Raw genomic sequence first — 19,723 nt, forward strand, 5'->3', positions numbered from 1 at the left:
TAGTGCATGAGCACTAAAAGGCTCAAACACTTGTTTAAATTTTGTTAACTACACCAAGAATTAGCTCTGAAACTAGCTCTGGGCTCTCTAAATGGCAATGATGTCCGCCAGGAACAGTCTCTATATTCAGAGAACTATGGGCTGATTTGTAGCGATTATGCTGCAAATGTCGGAATCCATCATTTCCTAAAACTATTAATTGAGGGCATTCAATAGCCGCCATGATCGCTTCAGCATGCGCTTGTGACATTCGATATAACGAGTCACATTTTAGGTTAGGGTCGCATCGCCATTGCCAAGAGCTATCAAACTCGGCACTACCTTGAGCTACAGTTGCTTGATCAAAAGCAGCTTGATCTACTGTCGCTTCCTCAAAAACAGCTTTAGCAACAGTTCGATCAACATTACTTAGCTCAACGATTCCTCGTTCAACAATAGGAGCAATGAGTTCTGCTTTGATTTGATTGGCGTGAGCTCTCAGCTTAATAGCATCCTCAAGACTTGCCAGAGGACGTGAAGGCTTTCTTCGCTGTCGAAGACGACTGAGTACCCCATCTCTCAAACGAGAGACTGTTTCGTGGGGAGCTTCTGAAAGAGGTCCGTGACCTTCAATTTGGATTAATCCTGACACCTTTTCAGGAAAGGCGGCACTATAGCAACTTGCGATCAATGCACCAAGTGAATGTCCTACCAGTACCAGTCTGTTTGGCGATAATTTAGTCACCAACTGATGCAAATCATCAATATAGTCGTGAAATGGGTAATAACTCCCCGGTTTATGCGACGAGAAACCGTGTCCGAAGAGATCAATAGCAACGAGGTGAGTATCCGGAGAAAGCTTGGCTATTTGCGGCATAACCTGAGTGAAACTTGCAGAATTATCTAGCCAACCATGAATAAAAACGACCGTCGTTGCGGTCGTTTTCGGGTTGCCAATCTGTTGTGTTGCAAGCGTCCCGCTCGCAAGGGAATATGACTTTTCAATCATTGATTGTATGGTGTCCCTATCGTTTAGTGTGTCGATTTCAGGTTCAACTATTCCACATCTTGAATCACACGGCCTGACTTAGGCATGGTTTGAAAGCTGCGACAATGCAAACTGCGGCAAGAGTAATAGGTTGGCGCAAAATCGTTGATGACCACTCGCTCGGTGATCTGCCATAAACGTTGGTTGTAGACATTCATTACTGGGAAGGTATAAGGGTAATCACCAACGGTGCCATCTTCAGTACCACTTGATGTTCCAACCAAGGTGATTAAACGGCCTTCAGCAAAGCTCAAAGGTTCTACATAGCCATCAATGTAACCAACAAAACGCCCTTTTGGCTCGGCATCAATATCTGGCTTACCGTTACTTGAGATAGGTAAGTTAACCACTTCAACACGAGTCTTATCTTGTAAGTTAGTGACTTTAGCTATCACACCACCTAAACGAACATCACCAGCGTCTGGCACTGTGTTTACCCACTCTTGGTAGTCAGTTACCACCTGTTCAGAATTTGCATTAAGTTCTTCAGGTAAAGAGGAGCAGCCCATCACCATCGAAGAGAAGGCGACAAGGAAAAATAAGCGAGATTTAGAAATGAGAGAAAACATAATGCTGGTCCTTAGAACAGGATAAATAAAAGCACAAAGCTAGATATAAATATCGACCCCAATAAGCTTCGCAAGTTCCTCTTTTTTAGCTTGATTCATCACATCCATATACTCCTCCATCGCACGGCGTCCACGCCCTTCTGGAAGATCATATTGAACCTGAGCTTTGTGAATCTCAGATTCTTTGACTTGGCGAATGGAATGCGATACAGCATTCGCGACCTTAGTTGGCTGACCAACTGAGGTTTTTGCATCGCCTTTTTTTACCTCGTTCTTTTTGTTGGTTCGATTGGTTTTGGATGTATTGCCTATCGAAGAAGGAGGTAAGCCGTTTAGTGAAACCATGCTTAAAGAGTTTATTACCTGATGTTAATGATTGTGTATCTGTCTTTATTTTGGCTCTGCAAAGTGAATGCAAAGCCAAAATAATACGTATTTACTCTCGACCTGGCAGTTTTTTCCACGTCACTTTATCTCGAAGATAAACAGGCTCAGACTCTTCTGCTGCAACCGCTTTACCTTCTGCGTAAGCAAATTGAGCAAGGAACGCCATGTCTTGAGCTTCTGGAAACAGGACTTCACACGCTTTGGTGTTAATCGCTAGTGTGTCCATGTGCTCTGCATACGCTTCCCAACCGGTGCCGACTTTTGCCCATGTCTCAGAATCCGCTTCAAGCTGCGCAGCTAATTCGCTTGGAGGCGTGACACATTCAGCATCAACCGCAGTCCAACGACCATCATCTTCACGGCTGTAACGAGCCCAGTACACTTCACTCATGCGAGCATCAATCGCTGTAGCTACGTGAGTTTCACCAAATTTACGGTAGCTGCCTTGCGCCATCGCTGCCAGTGTAGACACACCGATCATCGGTAAATCAGCACCAAAAGCCAAGCCTTGAGCAATACCGATACCAATACGCACACCCGTGAAACTGCCTGGGCCTTGGCCAAACGCGATTGCGTCAATATCGGTTAAAGCGACATTCGCTTCTTTCAGTACTTCATCAACCATAGGTAGAATTTTTTTCGTATGGTCTCGAGGAGCCTCTTCGCTACGTGCGAACACCTGGTCACCCATTACTAGTGCAACTGAACAGTTTTCAGTTGCGGTATCTACTGCAAGAATTTTCGCGCTCATTCGTGTCTCAAATATTCGTTATCTAATCTAAAAATAATGGCTAAGCTCAACAATGCCAATTACTCAGCAGCGGTTGAATGGTCTTTAGCTAAGAATTCTTTAATGATCCCTAAGTCACGGGTACGTGGGATAGGCGGTAAACTCGCCAAAAACACACCACCGTAATCGCGGGTCACCAAGCGGTTATCGCAAATAATTAAAGCGCCATTATCACGTTTATCACGTATTAATCGGCCAACACCTTGTTTCAAGGTAATCACTGCGTCTGGTAACTGTACTTGTGCAAAAGGATCACCCCCTTTTAGCTTACAGTCCTCGATTCGAGCCTTAAGTAACGGGTCGTCTGGGGCGGTAAAGGGCAATTTATCGATGATAACACAGCTTAATGCGTCGCCCCTAACATCTATACCTTCCCAGAAGGCGCCAGTGGCCACCAGCAATGCGTTACCTAATTCCATGAATTCGGCTAAGGTTTTTTGCTTACTTGTCTCACCTTGTAGCAGAACTGGAACCGAGAGCGTTTCACGGAATCGCTCCCCCAACTCTTTCATCATGCTGTGTGAGGTGCACAAGAAGAAACAGCGACCTTGGTTTTGCTCAATCACAGGGGTCAACATTCTTACTAGCTTATCCGCTAAGCCTGGGCTATTTGGTTCGGGAAGATAGCGAGGCACACACAAACGCGCCTGATTTGGATAGTCAAACGGGCTTGGCAGTGAAAACTGTGCTGACGGTTTTAACCCGAGTCGAGAGGTGAAATGGTCGAAATCATCCGACACCGCTAGCGTTGCTGAAGTAAACACCCAAGCACCCGGTTTAAGCTCGATTTGTTCGTGGAATTTATCGGCGACGGAAAGCGGTGTGATGTGCAAAGCAAAGTGGCGCGGTGTAGTGTCATACCAATAGGAATAACCGGTAATCGACACATCACACACACGTTCGATACGCGACTTAATCATGGTTGCACGCTCAAAAGCCGTGTCTAATAACTGGCTTCGACCCAATGCTAATTTCAATACATCGACTGCAAGCTGCAACGCATCTTGTAAACGCACGAGCTCTCTCGCAATCGACTCTGACTTCAACGCCTCACGCCAGTTACCGCGAAATCCGGTGTCGCCGAGCACAATACGTAGGTCAGCAGCGGATTGAATTAGCCTCTCGCCAACCTTTTGCAACTGACGCATGTCTTTGGCTTCAGTGCGGTAAGCGATTTCAATGTCTTTGGCTAGCTCTTGGATCTGTCGGCTTGATACTGATTGTCCGAAATACTGGCTGGCGATATCTGGAAGTTGATGCGCTTCATCGAAGATAAACACATCGGCTTCAGGTATCAGCTCACCAAACCCGGTTTCTTTGATCGCTAAATCCGCGAGGAACAAGTGGTGGTTCACTACAACAACATCAGAATCCATCGCTTTTTTACGCGCCTTAAGCACAAAGCAATCAGTGTAGCTTGGGCATTCTTTGCCTAAGCAGTTGTCGTTAGTCGAGGTAATGGTTGGAATAACTGGGCTATCTTCAGCAATATCATCGCAATCACCTAAGTCACCAGTTTGAGTCGCTGACGACCAGCTGCGCACTTTCACCAACTGCGCTAACAATGTTGGATCGGTATGAGTGCCATGACTTTCGATCATCTGGCGACTCAAGCGGTCTAAACACAAATAGTTTGAACGGCCTTTCAGCAGAGCAACCTGACCATAAAAGCCAAGCGCATCAACCATTAGCGGTAAATCACGATGAAACAACTGCTCTTGAAGGTTTTTAGACCCCGTACTGATAATAGTTTTCTTGCCACTTAGCAGCGCTGGCACGAGGTAAGCAAACGTCTTACCGGTACCCGTCCCTGCCTCAACAACCAATTGGCTTTGTTGCTCAATGGCCTGTGAGACCGCCTCAGCCATGTCCAACTGAGCTTGTCGTGGTTGAAACCCAGGGATCGCTTTACCCAGAGCACCATCAGCAGAAAACGTTTTAGATATCATAGAGTACGTGGTTTAGAAAAATAGAAGGCGAATTATGGCAGGTTTAGTGAGCCGGTGCGAATCAGAAATGACTGCACACCGGAGGTGTCTATCGAATAGAACATAGCAGGCTAAGTCTTGTTAACCAACCTAGCCCAAAACAAATGAAGGGGTTGTTTAACTACTTGCGATTCAAGTAACGAGATAACCAAGACGCCCCAGAAAAACCGGAATCACTTGGTTGCATAGCTTTAGCAGCATCAGTCGGAGAAGCTTTGCTTTCCCACATTTCATCAAGAACGTTGTCGTCCACCTGAATATCACCAACTAATGAATTTACACGCTTACAATACAACTTTTTCACTAGTAACTCTTTATCCATAAATGATCACCTATGCATGGCTGAAATGTTGGCTCGCTCTAGTGGAACTTGACCGAGAATGTCGGTTAAAACCGTCAGAAATCTAACCTCTACCTGAATTTATTAAGCCTCTCAATTTATTAATCCCCTAAATGAACGGTAGATTTTGTTGAAACCAAATTGATAATAGATTAATTATAACGGTGATATTGCGGCTCAGTTCACCGTTCGACGGCCTGCATTAAATTTTGAAGAATCCCGATTTCATATAATAAGTGCAACATTCATGGAAGTAAGATGCAAATGGAAAGAAAAACTTTATTAACACATTGTACTGACGCCCCAGGCCTCATCTCAAAGATCACCAACATTTGTTATAAGCACCAACTCAATATTATTCACAACAATGAGTTCGTCGATAACACTAGTGGCCACTTCTTTATGCGTACCGAGCTAGAGGGTTACTTCAATGACGAAACCTTGCTTGCCGATTTAGACCAAGCGCTGCCAGAAAAGACAAAACGTAAGCTTGTTGATTCATCTCGTAAGCGTGTCGTGATACTCGTGACTAAAGAAGCGCATTGCCTTGGCGATATTCTGATGAAGAACTTCGATGGCAGTCTGGATGTAGAAATTGCCGCTGTTGTTGGCAACTACGATACCCTACAAAGCTTAACCGAGCGTTTTGATATTCCTTACCATCATGTTTCTCACGAAGGATTAAACCGTGAAGAACATGAGAAGAAGATGCTTGAAGTGATTGACCAGTATGAGGCGGACTATCTGGTTCTTGCTAAATACATGCGAGTGCTGACTCCGGGGTTTGTTGAGAAGTACAACCACAAAATTATCAACATTCACCACAGCTTCTTGCCAGCATTCATTGGTGCTAAACCATACCAACAAGCATATGAGCGCGGCGTAAAAATCATTGGCGCAACCGCGCACTTCGTGACAAACGATCTCGATGAAGGCCCAATCATCAAGCAAGACGTGATCCCAGTGGATCACAACTTCAGCGCGAAAGACATGGCTCAAGCGGGTCGTGACGTAGAGAAGAACGTGTTGAGTAAGGCTTTAAACAAAGTGATCAATGATCATGTGTTTGTTTACGGCAACAAGACTGTAATTCTGTAAGTCGGGGATTCGATTTACAGTAATACTTTCAGTTAGAACCCAATAAAAAACGCGCAACAGGGTTAACCCATTGCGCGTTTTTTGTATCTGGTTATTAGACTAGCTTTTAGAGACTCCCAACTACGCTCCTTCGTCGCTATCGGGAATGACGAATTCAGCCATGAATCTTCTAACTGTAGACTCTGACATACGCCCTCGAACGCTCAGTCAGCCTCTAAAACTCGACTCTGGCAAACACCATCAAACACCCCGTCATTCCGACGAGCCTCGGAAAGATCAGGAATCTATCCCAGCAATTCTCTGCTCAAATTAAGCTTGTTCAGACTCAACAATTTTCTTCAAAGAGTGTGGATGCAGCTTAATACAAATGCCTTGATGTTTAAAAGCTACCGTTGGATTATTCAAACGCTCACCCTCGCCTTTCGGGCTAGAGAGCTTGATCTTAATACCTTGCTCAGCCAAGGTTTCAAACTTAGCGGCAAACTGTGGGTAGGTTTCTTTAAGATCCGCTAGATACTCATCGGCCGTTTGCGCGTGAGAAGGAATCACAAACTCGACATGTTCCCAATCTTGGCTTGGATAAATTTTACCTTCTGCTGGATATGGCAACTCTAAGCACTCAATCTTCCAACCAAGGCTTTGCAATGGCTCATCGAAAGCCAACACCACAATTGGACGGCCATTGATCATCGCTTCTGAAATTGTAGAGCCATATTCAGACCAAGCCAGATGTGCTGATTTAGCAAGCTCAGTTTCATTGATTCTTAATGCAATATGATCCGCTTGAGCAAAGCTTAAATCTAAACCCAGTGCATTTCCTAGGTTCTCAATTTTCTCCATAAACGTATCAAGGCGCGCAATCATTTGTTGTGGTTCTAGTTCGGCTTGCTTCAGGCTCATCGTCATTGTCTTTGTTCTCCAAATAATGGCTGCATGGTATCAGTTTTACTTTCAGCAACAAGCGTTGCTTTTACAAAAAAACGTTCAAAAAGTACGGTGTATTACTTTCCTAAATAGACAAACCTCGCTTGGTCAAAGTCGATTGTCAAAAACCCCTCAGGAAATGTTAATTTTCTATCAATTCGACCTATAAGAAACCCCACAAAATTGGTATGATTAACGCCATTTTTGTGAACTTAAACAGAGTCTGTTGTTCATTTCGGCATTAAATCGTTAACTCGAAGCATAATTAACCAAATTTAATACCCACGAAATAACGGCCACTCTTATTCATCCTTGAATTGAAGGAAACGCGTGTGAATATCCAAGCACTGATTAATGACAAAGTATCTCAGGCTCTAGAAGCCGCTGGCGCACCTGCAGGCTCTCCTGCGGCTGTTCGCCAATCTGCAAAACCACAATTTGGTGACTACCAAGCAAACGGCGTTATGGGTGTTGCTAAACGACTAGGCACTAACCCACGAGAATTTGCTCAAAAAGTATTGGACGTTCTAAACCTAGACGGTATCGCTTCTAAAGTTGAAATCGCAGGTCCAGGTTTCCTAAACATCTTCCTAGATGAAGCATTCCTAGCACAACAAGCAGACGCAGCACTAGCTGACTCTCGCCTTGGTGTTACAGCGGCTGAAGCGCAAACAATTGTTGCTGACTACTCAGCACCAAACGTTGCAAAAGAAATGCACGTTGGTCACCTACGTTCAACGATCATCGGTGATGCTGTTGTTCGTACACTAGAGTTCTTAGGCCACAAAGTTATCCGTGCTAACCACATTGGTGACTGGGGTACTCAATTCGGTATGCTTATCGCAAACCTTGAGCGCATCCAAGCTGAAACTGGCGAAGTTTCAATGGAACTTTCAGATCTTGAGCAGTTCTACCGTGAATCTAAAAAGCTTTACGACGAAGACGAAGAATTCGCAGTGAAAGCACGTGGCTACGTAGTGAAACTGCAAAGCGGCGACGAATACTGCGCTGAAATGTGGAAAAAGCTGGTTGACGTAACCATGGTTCAAAACCAACGTAACTACGATCGCCTGAACGTATCACTGACACGTGATGATGTAATGGGTGAAAGTATGTACAACCATATGCTTTCAAACATCGTTTCTGACCTACAAACACAAGGTCTAGCAAAAAAGTCTGACGGCGCACAAGTTGTATTCCTAGACGAATACAAAAACAAAGATGGCGACCCGATGGGCGTTATCGTGCAAAAACGTGACGGTGGCTTCCTATACACCACCACCGATATTGCCTGTGCTAAATACCGTTTTGAAGAATTGGGCGCAGACCGCGTACTTTACTTCATTGACTCTCGTCAGCACCAACACCTAATGCAAGCTTGGACTATCGTTCGTAAAGCGGGTTATGTTCCTGAGTCTGTCTCTCTTGAGCACCACGCGTTCGGCATGATGCTAGGTAAAGATGGTAAGCCATTTAAAACTCGTGCAGGCGGTACAGTACGTCTTGCTGATCTTCTGGACGAAGCAGAAGTGCGTGCAACTCAGCTGATTGAATCTAAAAACCCTGAGCTAGCAGAAGACGAGAAGAAAACCATCGCGAACACAGTTGCAATGGCGGCTGTTAAATACGCAGACCTTTCTAAGCACCGTACCACTGATTACGTGTTCGACTGGGAAAACATGCTGGCATTTGAAGGTAACACAGCACCGTACATGCAGTACGCGTACACTCGTGTCGCTTCAATCTTTGCTAAAGCAGGCATTTCTATGGACTCTCTTGAAGGTGAAATCAAAATCACTGAAGAGAAAGAGAAAGCCCTTATCGCGAAACTTCTGCAATTTGAAGAAGCGGTACAGTCTGTTGCTCGTGAAGGTCAACCGCACATCATGTGTAGCTACTTGTTCGAACTTGCTGGTCAATTCTCTAGCTTCTACGAAGCGTGCCCTATCCTTGTGGCTGAAGATGAAACCGTTAAACAGAGCCGCCTGAAGCTTGCTGCACTGACAGCTAAGACTATCAAGCAAGGTCTGTCGCTTCTAGGTATCGAAACTCTAGAGCGCATGTAATTCCCTTCGGGTTACAATGAATAAATACAAAGGTTGATGTGAGAGCATCAACCTTTTGTTTTATCTAACGTATACTGATACCAATCGTAGTAAATAACTAATCATCCTAGCTGGTTAAAACGCTCGATAACTGCGTTAGAATTTTTGATTGTAGAGTAACTACTTATCAAAAGAATCTGCCTTGTTCTCAAACCTTTTTCCTGCGCTATTTCTGATCATTTACTTACTGTGATTGGTATGACTTCAAGAAATCGAAATGGATAATAATAATGAGCTTTGAACTTCACCCACAGTTAGCAAAAGACACCACGCTTATCGGCGAATTTCCACTAAGCTTGGCACTGCTAAGCAAAGACAGTGCTGTGCCTTGGGTTATCTTGGTACCAAAACGTGCCAACCTAAAAGAGTTGCACCATCTGCCAATGAAAGAACAACAGCAGTTCTTGCTTGAATCTCAAGCGGTAAGCCAAGCATTAGAAGCGACGTTCCAACCAGACAAGTTAAACCTAGGCGCGCTGGGTAACATGGTGCCACAACTGCACATTCATCATATTGCACGTTTCAAAGACGACATCGCGTGGCCAGGTCCAGTATGGGGCAACACCAAAGGCGAACAGCGCAGTGAAGAAGAACAAGCCGCAATCCATACTCGCATTCAAAACGTTTTATCGCTGAGCTCTATCTTCAAGAAAGCGTAATTCGAGTTCATCTCATTACGCTTTAAAGCAAGGCTGTTCAGAATAGACACATGACAAAAAGCCGCTCATCTAAAATAGGTGAGCGGCTTTTTATTGTCTAATCTCGTCGTTTTCAACGAGAGTATGAAGCTCTGAACTACATCATCACATTCAGTGACAGACCATCTTGTTTGCTGATGGTGTAACGAATACGAGTTGTATGTCCATGCTTGTTGGTGTCAACCAAGCGAGATATCTTGCCTTTCTTGACCCACACACTCAGCATCGCATCGACACCGTCTTCGCTCATTCCAAACTTAGACGCAAGTTCACTACGAGCAGCAACACCTTCGTTATCAATGTATTGATGAAGTTCAGTTAAAATCATACTACTTGCACCTCTAGCGCTTTTTGCTTACTGCCGATTTTCTTGAAGACGCGATACGTCACCACAAAGCCACCAGCAATTGCCACCATCCACACAGCACTACTCACTGGATGTGCTGCGAAGTTTGCTGCTTGGTAGTAGAAGGTTGCACCGAAGTAACCAAGAGCCATTGTCCATACCGCTATGAAGCGGGCAAACGTCTGACCAAACTCACGAACATAAGCGCCCATCGCAGCAACACAAGGTGTGTAAAGCAGGATAAGAATCAAGTAAGCAAACGCAGCGTGGCCTGATACAAACTTGTCTTTCAAGTTACCAAAGATCGAAGTATCAACCTCTTGATCTGCAGCCACAGAGCTTGAGTCAGACAAGTCGCCCACTTCAATGCCTAATGGATCTGAATAGCTCAAACCAGCTAGGTTTTCAGGGATGGTCATGACGGCTTCTTGCAAGCTTGCTGCTAAATCGAATTCAGCCGCTTCTTCATCTGATGGCGTGGTGTACAAGCTGTTTAATGTACCAACAACGGCTTCTTTCGCAAAAATACCCGTAATAATACCAACCGTTGCAGGCCAGTTCTCTTCAGTAATACCAATAGGTTGGAACACTGGAGTCACAACTTGAGCCGCTTTAGATAGCACTGAGCTTTCGCTGTCTTCGTTACCAAAACTGCCGTCCATACCTAATGAGTTCAGGAAGCTAAGAATAGCCACAACCATTACGATGGTTTTACCTGCGCCAAGCACGAAACGCTTCAGCTTCTGCCAAGTTTTCAGCATCACGTTTTGCACGGTTGGCAATTCGTAATCTGGCATCTCCATAACCAAGCTATCACTGCTACCAGGATAGATAGTATTTTTAAGGAATAAGCCCGTAAATACAGAAGCTACAATACCCATGATGTACAGAGCGAATACGACATTTTGTCCGGCACCAGGGAAAAACGCAGCTGCGAATAGTGCGTATACTGGCAAACGAGCTCCACATGACATAAAGGGCGCCATTGATGCTGCCAGTTTACGTTCACGCTCTTGGTCAAGAGTACGGGTTGCCATGATTGAAGGTACGTTACAACCAAAACCAAGTACTAACGGAACAAACGCTTTGCCCGGTAAGCCAATCTTCTGCATCACTTTATCAAGTACAAATGCAGCACGAGCCATGTAACCCGAGCTTTCTAATACCGCTAAGAACAAGTAAAGCGCGGCAATAACCGGAATAAAGGTCGCAACCGTTTGAATACCACCGCCGATGCCATCGGCAAGAATGGTGACTAGCCAAACCGGTAAATGGCCATCTAATAAGTGGTGTCCACCATCAACTAATATTGCGCCAACACCAATATCAAAGAAGTCGATAAACGCACTACCGATATTGATAGAGAACATGAACATTAGGTACATGATGACGAAGAAGAAAGGAATACCGACCCATTTATTCAAAATGAATTGGTCTGCTTTCTCAGTAAAGTTACGGCTTAGTTTCCCTTCACTGCGACGAACACGTTTACAAAGGTCATGTAAGAAAGTGTATTTAGCGTCAGCAACAGCAAGGTCAATATCGAAATCGGCACCTAGGCGCACACTGTCGATTTGAGTACGAGTTTGAGGAGCCAATCCGTTCAATACTAAGTAATCGTTTTCTAAAGCACGAATAGCCAGAGCTCGGTGAGATACATCAGCATCATCAAATTGTGACTCAACAGAAGGGATAAGAGCTTCTAACGCGGCATCGTAATCAATAGAGATAGGATCAAGACTCACACCTTGAACAAGCAGTTTATGCAGACGCTCTTTAAAACGTGCAACTTGGCCTTTGTCGTTTGCAGACAAGCTTAAAACTGGACAGCCAAGCTCTTTCTCTAGCGCTTTAAGGTTAATCACCTGACGCTCACGCTTTAATACATCCATCTTGTTCAATACAACGATCATTGGGCGACCCAACTCTCGTAATTGTAATGTCATGTATAAGCTTCGTTCTAAGCAGCTTGCATCTACAACATTGATGATCACATCTGCAGGGTGAGTTAGCACAGCACGAGACGCGATAGATTCATCGATACTGTTCGCATCATTACCACTGTCTAGTGCGTAGATACCCGGTAAATCCGTTAGCTGAAACTGATCACCAGCATGCGAATACAAACCCGTCTTCTTTTCTACGGTTACACCAACCCAGTTACCAACGTGCTGCTTAGCACCAGTTAAGGCGTTAAATAATGTTGTTTTACCACTATTTGGGTTACCAACGGTAAGAACTTGATAATCCATTTAGATAACCTCGATTTGTTCTGCAATGCTTTCACGAATGGCGATAGAAACACCTCTCACCTCCACTTGAAGTGGATCACCCATCGGCGCACGACGGATTAGCGTCACCTCAGTTTTTGGCAACATGCCCATAACCATAAGTTTTTTTCTAACGTCTGGTGTTAAGCCTGTTAGTGCAACAATAGAAGCCGCTTTTCCTTGCTCGAGTTGTGAGAGTTTCATAAATGCCCAATTCGTGACTGATAATGAGAAAGATTGTTATTACCGCCATGATACACATACATGACCACAATTCTATTGTGTGAAATCAATGTTTTCGAAAATACATACTCGTAAATTTCGTTAAAAACGTTTACGTCAAAAACGTTACTTTCAACAAACAACGAGAACTACCTCACTAGTACCAATCAATAAAAACCAACACAAACCATTAATTATCAACAACTTAAAATAATGTCGGTTTTCTCATGGCCATCTGTCGTTAATTTTATAAGTAAAATAAGTGGGCAGACGTATAGTTACTCCAACGAAGAGAAACTACTTCTCTTTAATTTTATTCCAGAGGTGATGTGGCTTGCCATATCACTCCGGCAGCAAGCGAAGGTGTCCTTGGCACCCGTGGTATAGTCCCCCCGGCTATACCACGATATTTTTTTTCTTCCTTTTGTTTTATCCCAACAGCCTTTTAAACTCCCCACTGCTCTCTATCTCTATCTCTATCTCTATCTCTATCTCTATCTCTATCTCTATCTCTATCTCTATCTCTATCTCTATCTCTATCTCTATCTCTATCTCTATCTCTATCTCTATCTCTATCTCTATCTCTATCTCTATCTCGTAGAAGCATAAAAAAGCCCCAAAACGAATGTCGAGGCTTAGAGTATCTTTATCTATGTGGAAGTAGAGTAAATCCGCAGCTCACTACTCTTCGCTGTTTTCAGCAAACTTAGATGGCGACATACCAAAATGGTGCTTAAACCTCTGACTGAAATAGGAGGGGTCATTAAAACCAGAATCAAACGCGACGTCTGAGATCTTCTCTCCCGCAAGTAACCGCTCGCACGCATGCTCTAAACGCACTTCATTCAAGTGCTCTTTAAAGGTTTTGTTATAAGCCGATTTAAAGCGTCTCTGTAAGCTTCTCTCTGACATGAACAAGTACTTAGCAGCAGTTGCAGTACTGAACTCTGCATCGGCGTAGTTCTCGCTCACAAGCTGCGACACTCTGTTTTTCCACTCTTGTTCAGCACTCAACCTTTGTTGCTCTGGCGTTGAAGCGGCAAGCTTAATGGTTTCTATCTGCTCAATTGTGCTGGCTTCCAGGTTATCCAGTACTTGATATTCAATCGGCCACGAAAGCTGAACCTTATTTTGATAGTCAGAAACAAACGCGTTCAGCTCACCACCACTCTGATTCATCAATAGAGGTAATTTTTCGATATTTAGATCAGTCGATTTTCCGGTGTTATCACCCATGCTTGATGCCAATTTAGGGAAAGGCATCCCATGATCTCGAATCGTAACGACAAGATGCTCCTTCACTTCTTCAACCAGAACCACCATGCTTTGTGACTTAAAGTTTCTCTTGATGATGCTCGCAACCAAGTTGTTGAAAATAATATCGAGATTAAAATACAGCAAGGATACGTATCGTTGTTTGGTATCAACTCTAATATCCAGTTCAATACCGGCTTTGGCTAAATCATCTTGCCAAGCTTTGAGTACCGCTTCTAAGATCAAAATTATATCGTAACTGACCTTCCCTTCTCCTTGAGGTGTATTGCTCAATTGAGCCAAGCCATTTTTCAGCGTTAAGATTGGCGACTTGCCTTTCTCATCATTCCAATTCGGGAGCATCGCAGCAATATGATTAACTTCAGATGAGAGTTCATTTGCTGTGTGCGATACAAGCGCACTCTTAACTGATAGTTGCTTTTTAAGCTGTTGATTGGTCGTCAACAGAATGCGACTTTGGTGCCTCAGTTGATCGGTTTTTAATGCAACTTGCGCTTTTAGGTGTCTATTGGCAAAAGTGACATAACGCGAACGCCAAAAGACCAAGATAGTCACGACACCAATCAACAGCACCAGAGAGCTTGCGGCAGCCCAATTAGTCAGATACCAAGGCTCAGCGATTGAGAAGCTTTGATTCGTTGACACAAAGCGATAATGCGAGTCCTTAACGGGTTTAACTTCCAGTGTATAGTCCCCCGGAAGAAGATGGTCGAGCGTTAACAAGCCTCCTTCAAATTCACTCCAAGGTTCATCGTCGCTCAGGCGATACTCCATCGCGGGGGCAAACGTCGCAGGTAGGATACCCAACTTAAAACTCATGGATGAACCATAAGGGATTTCATCCAAATCAGCTGTCTTGCCACCAAGTGATACGGTTTGCTGATCAACACTGATCTTACTCAGTAATGCTCGACTATGAGGTGTTGTTGATACCAATAACTCATCAGATAACGCACTGACTACGCCATACTTTGATCCAAAAATAAGCCTCGTAGATTGGCTGCCTTCGCTGTCAAACAAGGCACATGCCCCTGCCGCTAGTTCATTGGTGATCAAGCCAAATGGTGAACCGATATGTTTATGCAGTTGCCCATCTAATCCGTAATAGCTGATACCTTTAGAAGAACCTAACCACACACCATTGTCATCGCTTATTAAGCAATTTGGGCTAATATTGTCTTCAACAAGCGTGACCTCTTGAATAATAGAGCTGTTATAAGGGATTCGATACACACCATAACTACTCGCAAACCATTGAGCCCCATCCTTCGCTTTTTCAATATCGACCACTTTGCCAAATCGTTCGCTTGAGCGACTAAAGCTAATCCGTTTATCAATAAAAGAGTAGAAGCCGTGGTCAGTGCCTATATATATACGACCTTGTAACCCTATATTGAGAGCCGTGATTTTTGCTGGCAAAAACTTATCAACTAACCAGTCAGTACCGTACCCCGTCAGCTTCATGGTTTCGATAGATAACGAATAAAGGTCTTGCCCCGATGTTATCCAAAGTACGTTATCAGCTTGAAGCGCAAAGTTCTCAACGTGTACCCCTTTGATAGACCTTGGTAAACCGAGCACTTCAGGCTCTAACGTATTGGTATTAAAACTAATAATGCCTTCTTCTGTAGCCAACCAAATGGAAGAACCAAAGACCTCAAAGTCCTGTACCGAGTTGGAGTAAACACGAATTGGACTAGCTTTGCTTTGAGCATCGACCAAATAGAGGCCCATTGAGGAAGCAACCCAAGATAATTGTTCACTAACCGGCTGTACTTTGTTTATCACGACACTACTTGAGTGCATTCCCATACCCGTTAATGGCGTTCTTGAGAATGTCTTACTGAACAGTGAGAAATATCGGATGCCGTTATTTGTCGCAACCCACATCCCACCAGCATGGTCGTTGATTAACGAATATATTTTCTCTCCCGGTAACGAGAAATCTTGATTAGCGGCTTGTTCGAATCGTGTAATTTGACCCGTAATGAAGTTATAACTAATGAGTCCATGCTCAGTGCCAATCCAATATTGGTCTGAAGTTTCAGCAAGCGAGAGAACGTGCGACCCTTTTATTTTGTTCTCTTTATCTGGATTCGCGAGATCAACAATCACCGCCCCATTTAAAGTGCCAATCACTAACTCTCGTCTAGCATTAGAAAAATAAACCGTCTCAATATGGTGCTTATCTGATGCAGTGATGTGAGTAAACTCTTGCGCCTCGGAAAGGTAAGCACCAGAACTGGTCGCGAGTACCCATTTTGACAACACCCACTCCGCATCGTTAATCGCAATATCACTGCTATTGTTGTATCGATACAGTTTGAGTAGTGAGTAGGTGGTAAATTCTAAAGATTGAGTGTTGTAAGTATAAAAATTACTGCCATCTGTGACCCAAATATAATCACCTGATGAGCCGATATTCGCGATCTCAGCGCCGGGGCTTAAACTAAACGCAAGTTCATTGCCAATACCAGGGCTATGTCGGTACACCTCATTATCAAAAAATGTCCAAAACTCATCGTTAAGAAACGCAACTCTTTCTGAAGAAAATTGCAGAAGGCTGCCCTTTCGCGGGAATAGGGTTCGGCCATCATAAAAGAGTACTTTTCCATGGACATCATGAACCCATAGCCCGCCACCGGCACCTAAGTACAGGTTTTTAGCCGCAAGAAAGTTCCCTTGCGCTTGAACGGGCAAAGGATAGAAAACGGAGGGTGATGTATTTACCGCGAGAACGCTAAATGAAATGCTCATTAACATGAACATTCTGAAGATAATTCGATACAACTTTTCATCCTGAACAGCAATAACACATGAAATTATGGTGTCCACAACGTCTTGTCGCTGCTTAATCAAAAATTCAGTTTTTTTGTGCTTATTATTATCTTTCTATTTTAGCGGAAATTAACAAAGGAGAAAGGAGGTTTGCTATTTGTTGAGAGGTTTTATCTTAGCGGTCACGAAAATGCCGCAAAAAGCGGCATGATTCATAAATTAACGAGAGCAAAGTGTCGTTAGGATTATTGATTACTTAGCACTCAAGCAGCTGGTGTAGCTGTCTGTAAGTTGCTGAAGAAAATCGAAATAACTTCCACTCTTCACTTCAACCTGTGAACCAACAGGATCAAGTTGCCCTTGCTTAGCATTGCTTCCGCGAGTCACCGATTCGATCACAGCCGGTGTAAATTGAGGCTCTGCAAATACACATTGAACATTTTCACGCACCAAGGTTTTCTTGATAGCTATCAAGCTTTTTGCACCCGGTTTGCGCTCTGGGCTCACGGTAAAGTGACCTAAGTTATTTAACTCAAACTCCTGTTCGAAGTAGCCATACGCATCATGGAATACGTAGTAACCTTTGTCTTTCACTGGCGCAAGTTGTTCATTAATTGACTGTTTCTTCTCTTTCAAAGCAATCAAGAATGAGTCTAGGTTCTCTTGATACACCATTGCGTTATCAGGGTCAGATTCAATCAACTTAGCTGAGATATATTTTGCCGCGACTTCAACTTGGTCGATGCCCAACCAAAAATGCGGGTCATGGCTACCATGATGGTGTCCTTCATGAGCATCGTGATCTTCATGCCCAAACTCTCTCAAGTTGATTCCAGGAATCTCACTGATCTTGATAACATTTTCTTTTGAACCAATCACCTTAGTCAAAAAGGCTTCTAGGTCAGGGCCGAACCAGATAACCATATCGGCACTATGAACTTTTTTGACATCCGATGGCTTAAGCGCATAATCATGCGGCGAAGCATTGCTGTTCATCAACACATCCGGCTCACTAACGCCTTGCGTTAATTCTGTCACAATCATTTGAATCGGTTTAAAGCTTGTTAGAATAGTATTGGCACTTGCGACACTTGGCGCTAAAAGCAAAGTAGCAAGTATAAAAGATGAACGTGACATAATCCCTCGATAATAGAAAAGTAGCTTAGGCTTGAGGTAAATGTTACATTATAACATTAGCGAATTGCAAATGAGTTCTATTCATGGATAACTTAATCCAACTAGATTCTGTGAGCGTCGAATTTGACGGTCGAAAAGTTCTAGACAACATCTCTCTAAATATAGAGCGCGGCAGAATCACCACCCTCATTGGGCCAAACGGTGCAGGAAAGTCGACATTAGTCAAAGTGGTACTGGGTTTACAAAGAAAATTTTCAGGCACAATAACAAAAGCTAAAAAACTGAAAATTGGCTATGTACCGCAAAAATTAAAGCTCAATGATTCACTACCGCTCAATGTAGAACGTTTTCTAAAGCTCACTGGTAAGTTCAGTCAGCAGGAGATCCTTGAAGCATTGAAGCTCGTTGGCGCCGAACATCTGCAAAAGAGTAACATGCACCAGCTATCTGGCGGCGAAAACCAACGTGTGCTGATTGCTCGTTCATTGCTAAGAAGACCAGACCTACTGGTTCTTGATGAACCGGCTCAAGGCGTTGATGTACAAGGGCAAATCGACCTGTATGATTTAATTGACACCATTCGTCACCGCTTTGGTTGTGCCGTATTTATGGTTTCACACGATCTGCATTTAGTGATGGCCAAAACAGACGATGTTATCTGCTTGCACCACCACATCTGCTGTTCAGGCGCACCTGCAGACATCAAACACCACCCTTCGTATATTGCGCTCTTTGGCACCGCGACCCAAGAAACACTAGCGTTTTATCATCACCAACACGAACATCACCATCATGATCTTGCAGGCCAGCCTGTCGAAGGCGACGTGCATGAATGTTCAAACCATAAACACGGACATCACTAATGCTTGAGTTTCTTCTTCCCTCTATTTTGGCGGGTTTGGGTATTGCGCTAATTGCAGGCCCATTAGGGTCGTTCGTGGTATGGCGCAAGATGGCTTACTTTGGTGACACGCTTGCTCACGCTTCTTTGATGGGCTTAGCACTTGGCTTTCTGTTCAACATTAACTTGTATTTCGCGCTGCTGATTTGTTGTTTGATGCTGGCCGTGTTGCTAGTGACTTTACAAAAACAAAAGCTAGTCGCGACCGATACTTTACTGGGTATATTGGCGCACAGTGCACTCTCTTTAGGCCTTGTTGCTGTCAGCTTCTTAGACAATGTTCGTGTCGATCTAATGAGTTACCTATTTGGTGACTTACTTGCGGTGTCTCCAACAGATTTGGTGTTCATCTACGCGGGTGCTGCAGTGATTGGTTTAGTGCTTGCGATATTTTGGCGACCACTGCTTTCAACGACAGTAAATGAAGATCTTGCAGCAGTAGACGGCATCAACATTGACTTAATGCGCCTAATCCTGATGTTGCTGGTTGGTATCGTGATTGCAGTCGGTATGAAGTTTGTGGGTGCATTGATCATGACGTCATTGCTGATAATCCCAGCGGCAACGGCAAGAAAATTCGCCAATACACCCGAACAAATGGCATTCCTCGCCTCAGTTATTGGTTCTATCGCTGTGTTCGGAGGGTTGAGCTTGTCTTGGTTCTATGACACGCCAGCCGGCCCTTCTGTTGTTATCAGTGCTGCAGCAATGTTTATGCTGTCTCAAATGTACAGAACCCGCGCCTAAAGTGAAAAGTCGAGATTCATTCTGGCTTTTAACAACACAACAATTGATGCGGTTGATGCGATAGTCGATCAAAAAAAATCGGTCACAAAAGAAAAAGGCTTGGTCAATGACCAAGCCTTTC

Annotated in this window: 18 protein-coding genes; 6 read left to right on the plus strand and 12 right to left on the minus strand. The window is 44.0% G+C overall.

Annotated features, from left to right (window positions below):
- Positions 1–34: 34 nt before the first annotated feature.
- The 6 genes from M4S28_RS12970 to M4S28_RS12995 all read right to left on the minus strand — a co-directional run bounded on the left by M4S28_RS12970 (position 35) and on the right by M4S28_RS12995 (position 5,083).
- Positions 35–988: an alpha/beta hydrolase gene (locus M4S28_RS12970; RefSeq protein WP_249631924.1), complete on the minus strand. Its 954-nt coding sequence runs from the start codon at positions 986–988 to the stop codon at positions 35–37.
- Positions 989–1,035: 47 nt separating this feature from the next.
- Positions 1,036–1,596 carry a Slp family lipoprotein gene (locus M4S28_RS12975; protein WP_004734192.1) on the minus strand — a complete coding sequence of 187 codons (561 nt, stop codon included), beginning with the start codon at positions 1,594–1,596 and terminating at the stop codon, positions 1,036–1,038.
- A 39-nt stretch (positions 1,597–1,635) separates the two neighbouring features.
- Positions 1,636–1,941 carry a hypothetical protein gene (locus M4S28_RS12980; protein WP_004734193.1) on the minus strand — a complete coding sequence of 102 codons (306 nt, stop codon included), beginning with the start codon at positions 1,939–1,941 and terminating at the stop codon, positions 1,636–1,638.
- A 91-nt stretch (positions 1,942–2,032) separates the two neighbouring features.
- Positions 2,033–2,734 (minus strand): tRNA (adenosine(37)-N6)-threonylcarbamoyltransferase complex dimerization subunit type 1 TsaB, encoded by a 702-nt coding sequence (gene tsaB / locus M4S28_RS12985; RefSeq protein WP_004734194.1) that lies wholly within the window; start codon positions 2,732–2,734, stop codon positions 2,033–2,035.
- 59 nt (positions 2,735–2,793) lie between these two features.
- Positions 2,794–4,722 carry a DNA repair helicase YoaA gene (yoaA, locus tag M4S28_RS12990; protein ID WP_017079482.1) on the minus strand — a complete coding sequence of 643 codons (1,929 nt, stop codon included), beginning with the start codon at positions 4,720–4,722 and terminating at the stop codon, positions 2,794–2,796.
- Between the two features lie 160 nt (positions 4,723–4,882).
- Entirely contained in the window at positions 4,883–5,083 is a 201-nt protein-coding gene (locus tag M4S28_RS12995) for a hypothetical protein (protein WP_249631925.1), read from the minus strand.
- Between the two features lie 282 nt (positions 5,084–5,365).
- Here M4S28_RS12995 and purU point away from each other — a divergent pair, with 282 nt between their 5' ends.
- The gene (gene purU / locus M4S28_RS13000) at positions 5,366–6,199 is read left to right on the plus strand and encodes a formyltetrahydrofolate deformylase (protein WP_026012229.1); all 834 of its coding nucleotides are present in this window, start codon (positions 5,366–5,368) and stop codon (positions 6,197–6,199) included.
- 309 nt (positions 6,200–6,508) lie between these two features.
- Here purU and M4S28_RS13005 read toward each other — a convergent pair whose 3' ends face one another.
- A complete protein-coding gene (locus tag M4S28_RS13005; RefSeq protein WP_102448543.1) occupies positions 6,509–7,105 on the minus strand; it encodes a VOC family protein in 597 nt (198 codons plus the stop codon).
- A 350-nt stretch (positions 7,106–7,455) separates the two neighbouring features.
- On the opposite strand from M4S28_RS13005, the gene argS reads away from it, so the two are divergent.
- Both argS and M4S28_RS13015 read left to right on the plus strand, forming a co-directional pair.
- Entirely contained in the window at positions 7,456–9,189 is a 1,734-nt protein-coding gene (argS, locus tag M4S28_RS13010) for an arginine--tRNA ligase (RefSeq protein WP_249631926.1), read from the plus strand.
- 269 nt (positions 9,190–9,458) lie between these two features.
- Positions 9,459–9,887, plus strand: a complete 429-nt coding sequence (locus M4S28_RS13015; protein WP_004734200.1) for an HIT family protein — start codon at positions 9,459–9,461, stop codon at positions 9,885–9,887.
- A 136-nt stretch (positions 9,888–10,023) separates the two neighbouring features.
- Here M4S28_RS13015 and M4S28_RS13020 read toward each other — a convergent pair whose 3' ends face one another.
- From M4S28_RS13020 to M4S28_RS13030, 3 genes are read right to left on the minus strand one after another with little or no spacing between them, the layout of a single operon-like run.
- Positions 10,024–10,254, minus strand: coding sequence for a FeoC-like transcriptional regulator (locus M4S28_RS13020; protein WP_086049824.1), 231 nt, complete (start codon positions 10,252–10,254; stop codon positions 10,024–10,026).
- Complete coding sequence (gene feoB / locus M4S28_RS13025) at positions 10,251–12,524, minus strand: Fe(2+) transporter permease subunit FeoB (RefSeq protein WP_017079476.1); 2,274 nt, start codon at positions 12,522–12,524, stop codon at positions 10,251–10,253. Before feoB ends, M4S28_RS13020 begins: the two co-directional genes overlap by 4 nt.
- Positions 12,525–12,746 (minus strand): FeoA family protein, encoded by a 222-nt coding sequence (locus tag M4S28_RS13030; protein WP_004734203.1) that lies wholly within the window; start codon positions 12,744–12,746, stop codon positions 12,525–12,527. It abuts the gene before it with no gap.
- Between the two features lie 352 nt (positions 12,747–13,098).
- Between M4S28_RS13030 and M4S28_RS13035 the strand changes: the two genes are divergently transcribed.
- Complete coding sequence (locus tag M4S28_RS13035) at positions 13,099–13,365, plus strand: hypothetical protein (protein WP_249631927.1); 267 nt, start codon at positions 13,099–13,101, stop codon at positions 13,363–13,365.
- An 80-nt stretch (positions 13,366–13,445) separates the two neighbouring features.
- Here M4S28_RS13035 and M4S28_RS13040 read toward each other — a convergent pair whose 3' ends face one another.
- Both M4S28_RS13040 and znuA read right to left on the minus strand, forming a co-directional pair.
- Positions 13,446–16,829 (minus strand): helix-turn-helix domain-containing protein, encoded by a 3,384-nt coding sequence (locus M4S28_RS13040; protein WP_249632737.1) that lies wholly within the window; start codon positions 16,827–16,829, stop codon positions 13,446–13,448.
- A 240-nt stretch (positions 16,830–17,069) separates the two neighbouring features.
- The gene (gene znuA / locus M4S28_RS13045; protein ID WP_249631928.1) at positions 17,070–17,954 is read right to left on the minus strand and encodes a zinc ABC transporter substrate-binding protein ZnuA; all 885 of its coding nucleotides are present in this window, start codon (positions 17,952–17,954) and stop codon (positions 17,070–17,072) included.
- An 83-nt stretch (positions 17,955–18,037) separates the two neighbouring features.
- On the opposite strand from znuA, the gene znuC reads away from it, so the two are divergent.
- A complete protein-coding gene (gene znuC / locus M4S28_RS13050) occupies positions 18,038–18,817 on the plus strand; it encodes a zinc ABC transporter ATP-binding protein ZnuC (RefSeq protein WP_061024448.1) in 780 nt (259 codons plus the stop codon).
- Entirely contained in the window at positions 18,817–19,602 is a 786-nt protein-coding gene (gene znuB / locus M4S28_RS13055) for a zinc ABC transporter permease subunit ZnuB (protein ID WP_004734208.1), read from the plus strand. The genes znuC and znuB overlap by 1 nt, the downstream gene beginning before the upstream one ends.
- The last annotated feature ends 121 nt before the right edge of the window (positions 19,603–19,723 follow it).

This window comes from Vibrio sp. J383 (genome assembly GCF_023503985.1).
Taxonomy (GTDB): Bacteria; Pseudomonadota; Gammaproteobacteria; order Enterobacterales; family Vibrionaceae; genus Vibrio; species Vibrio splendidus.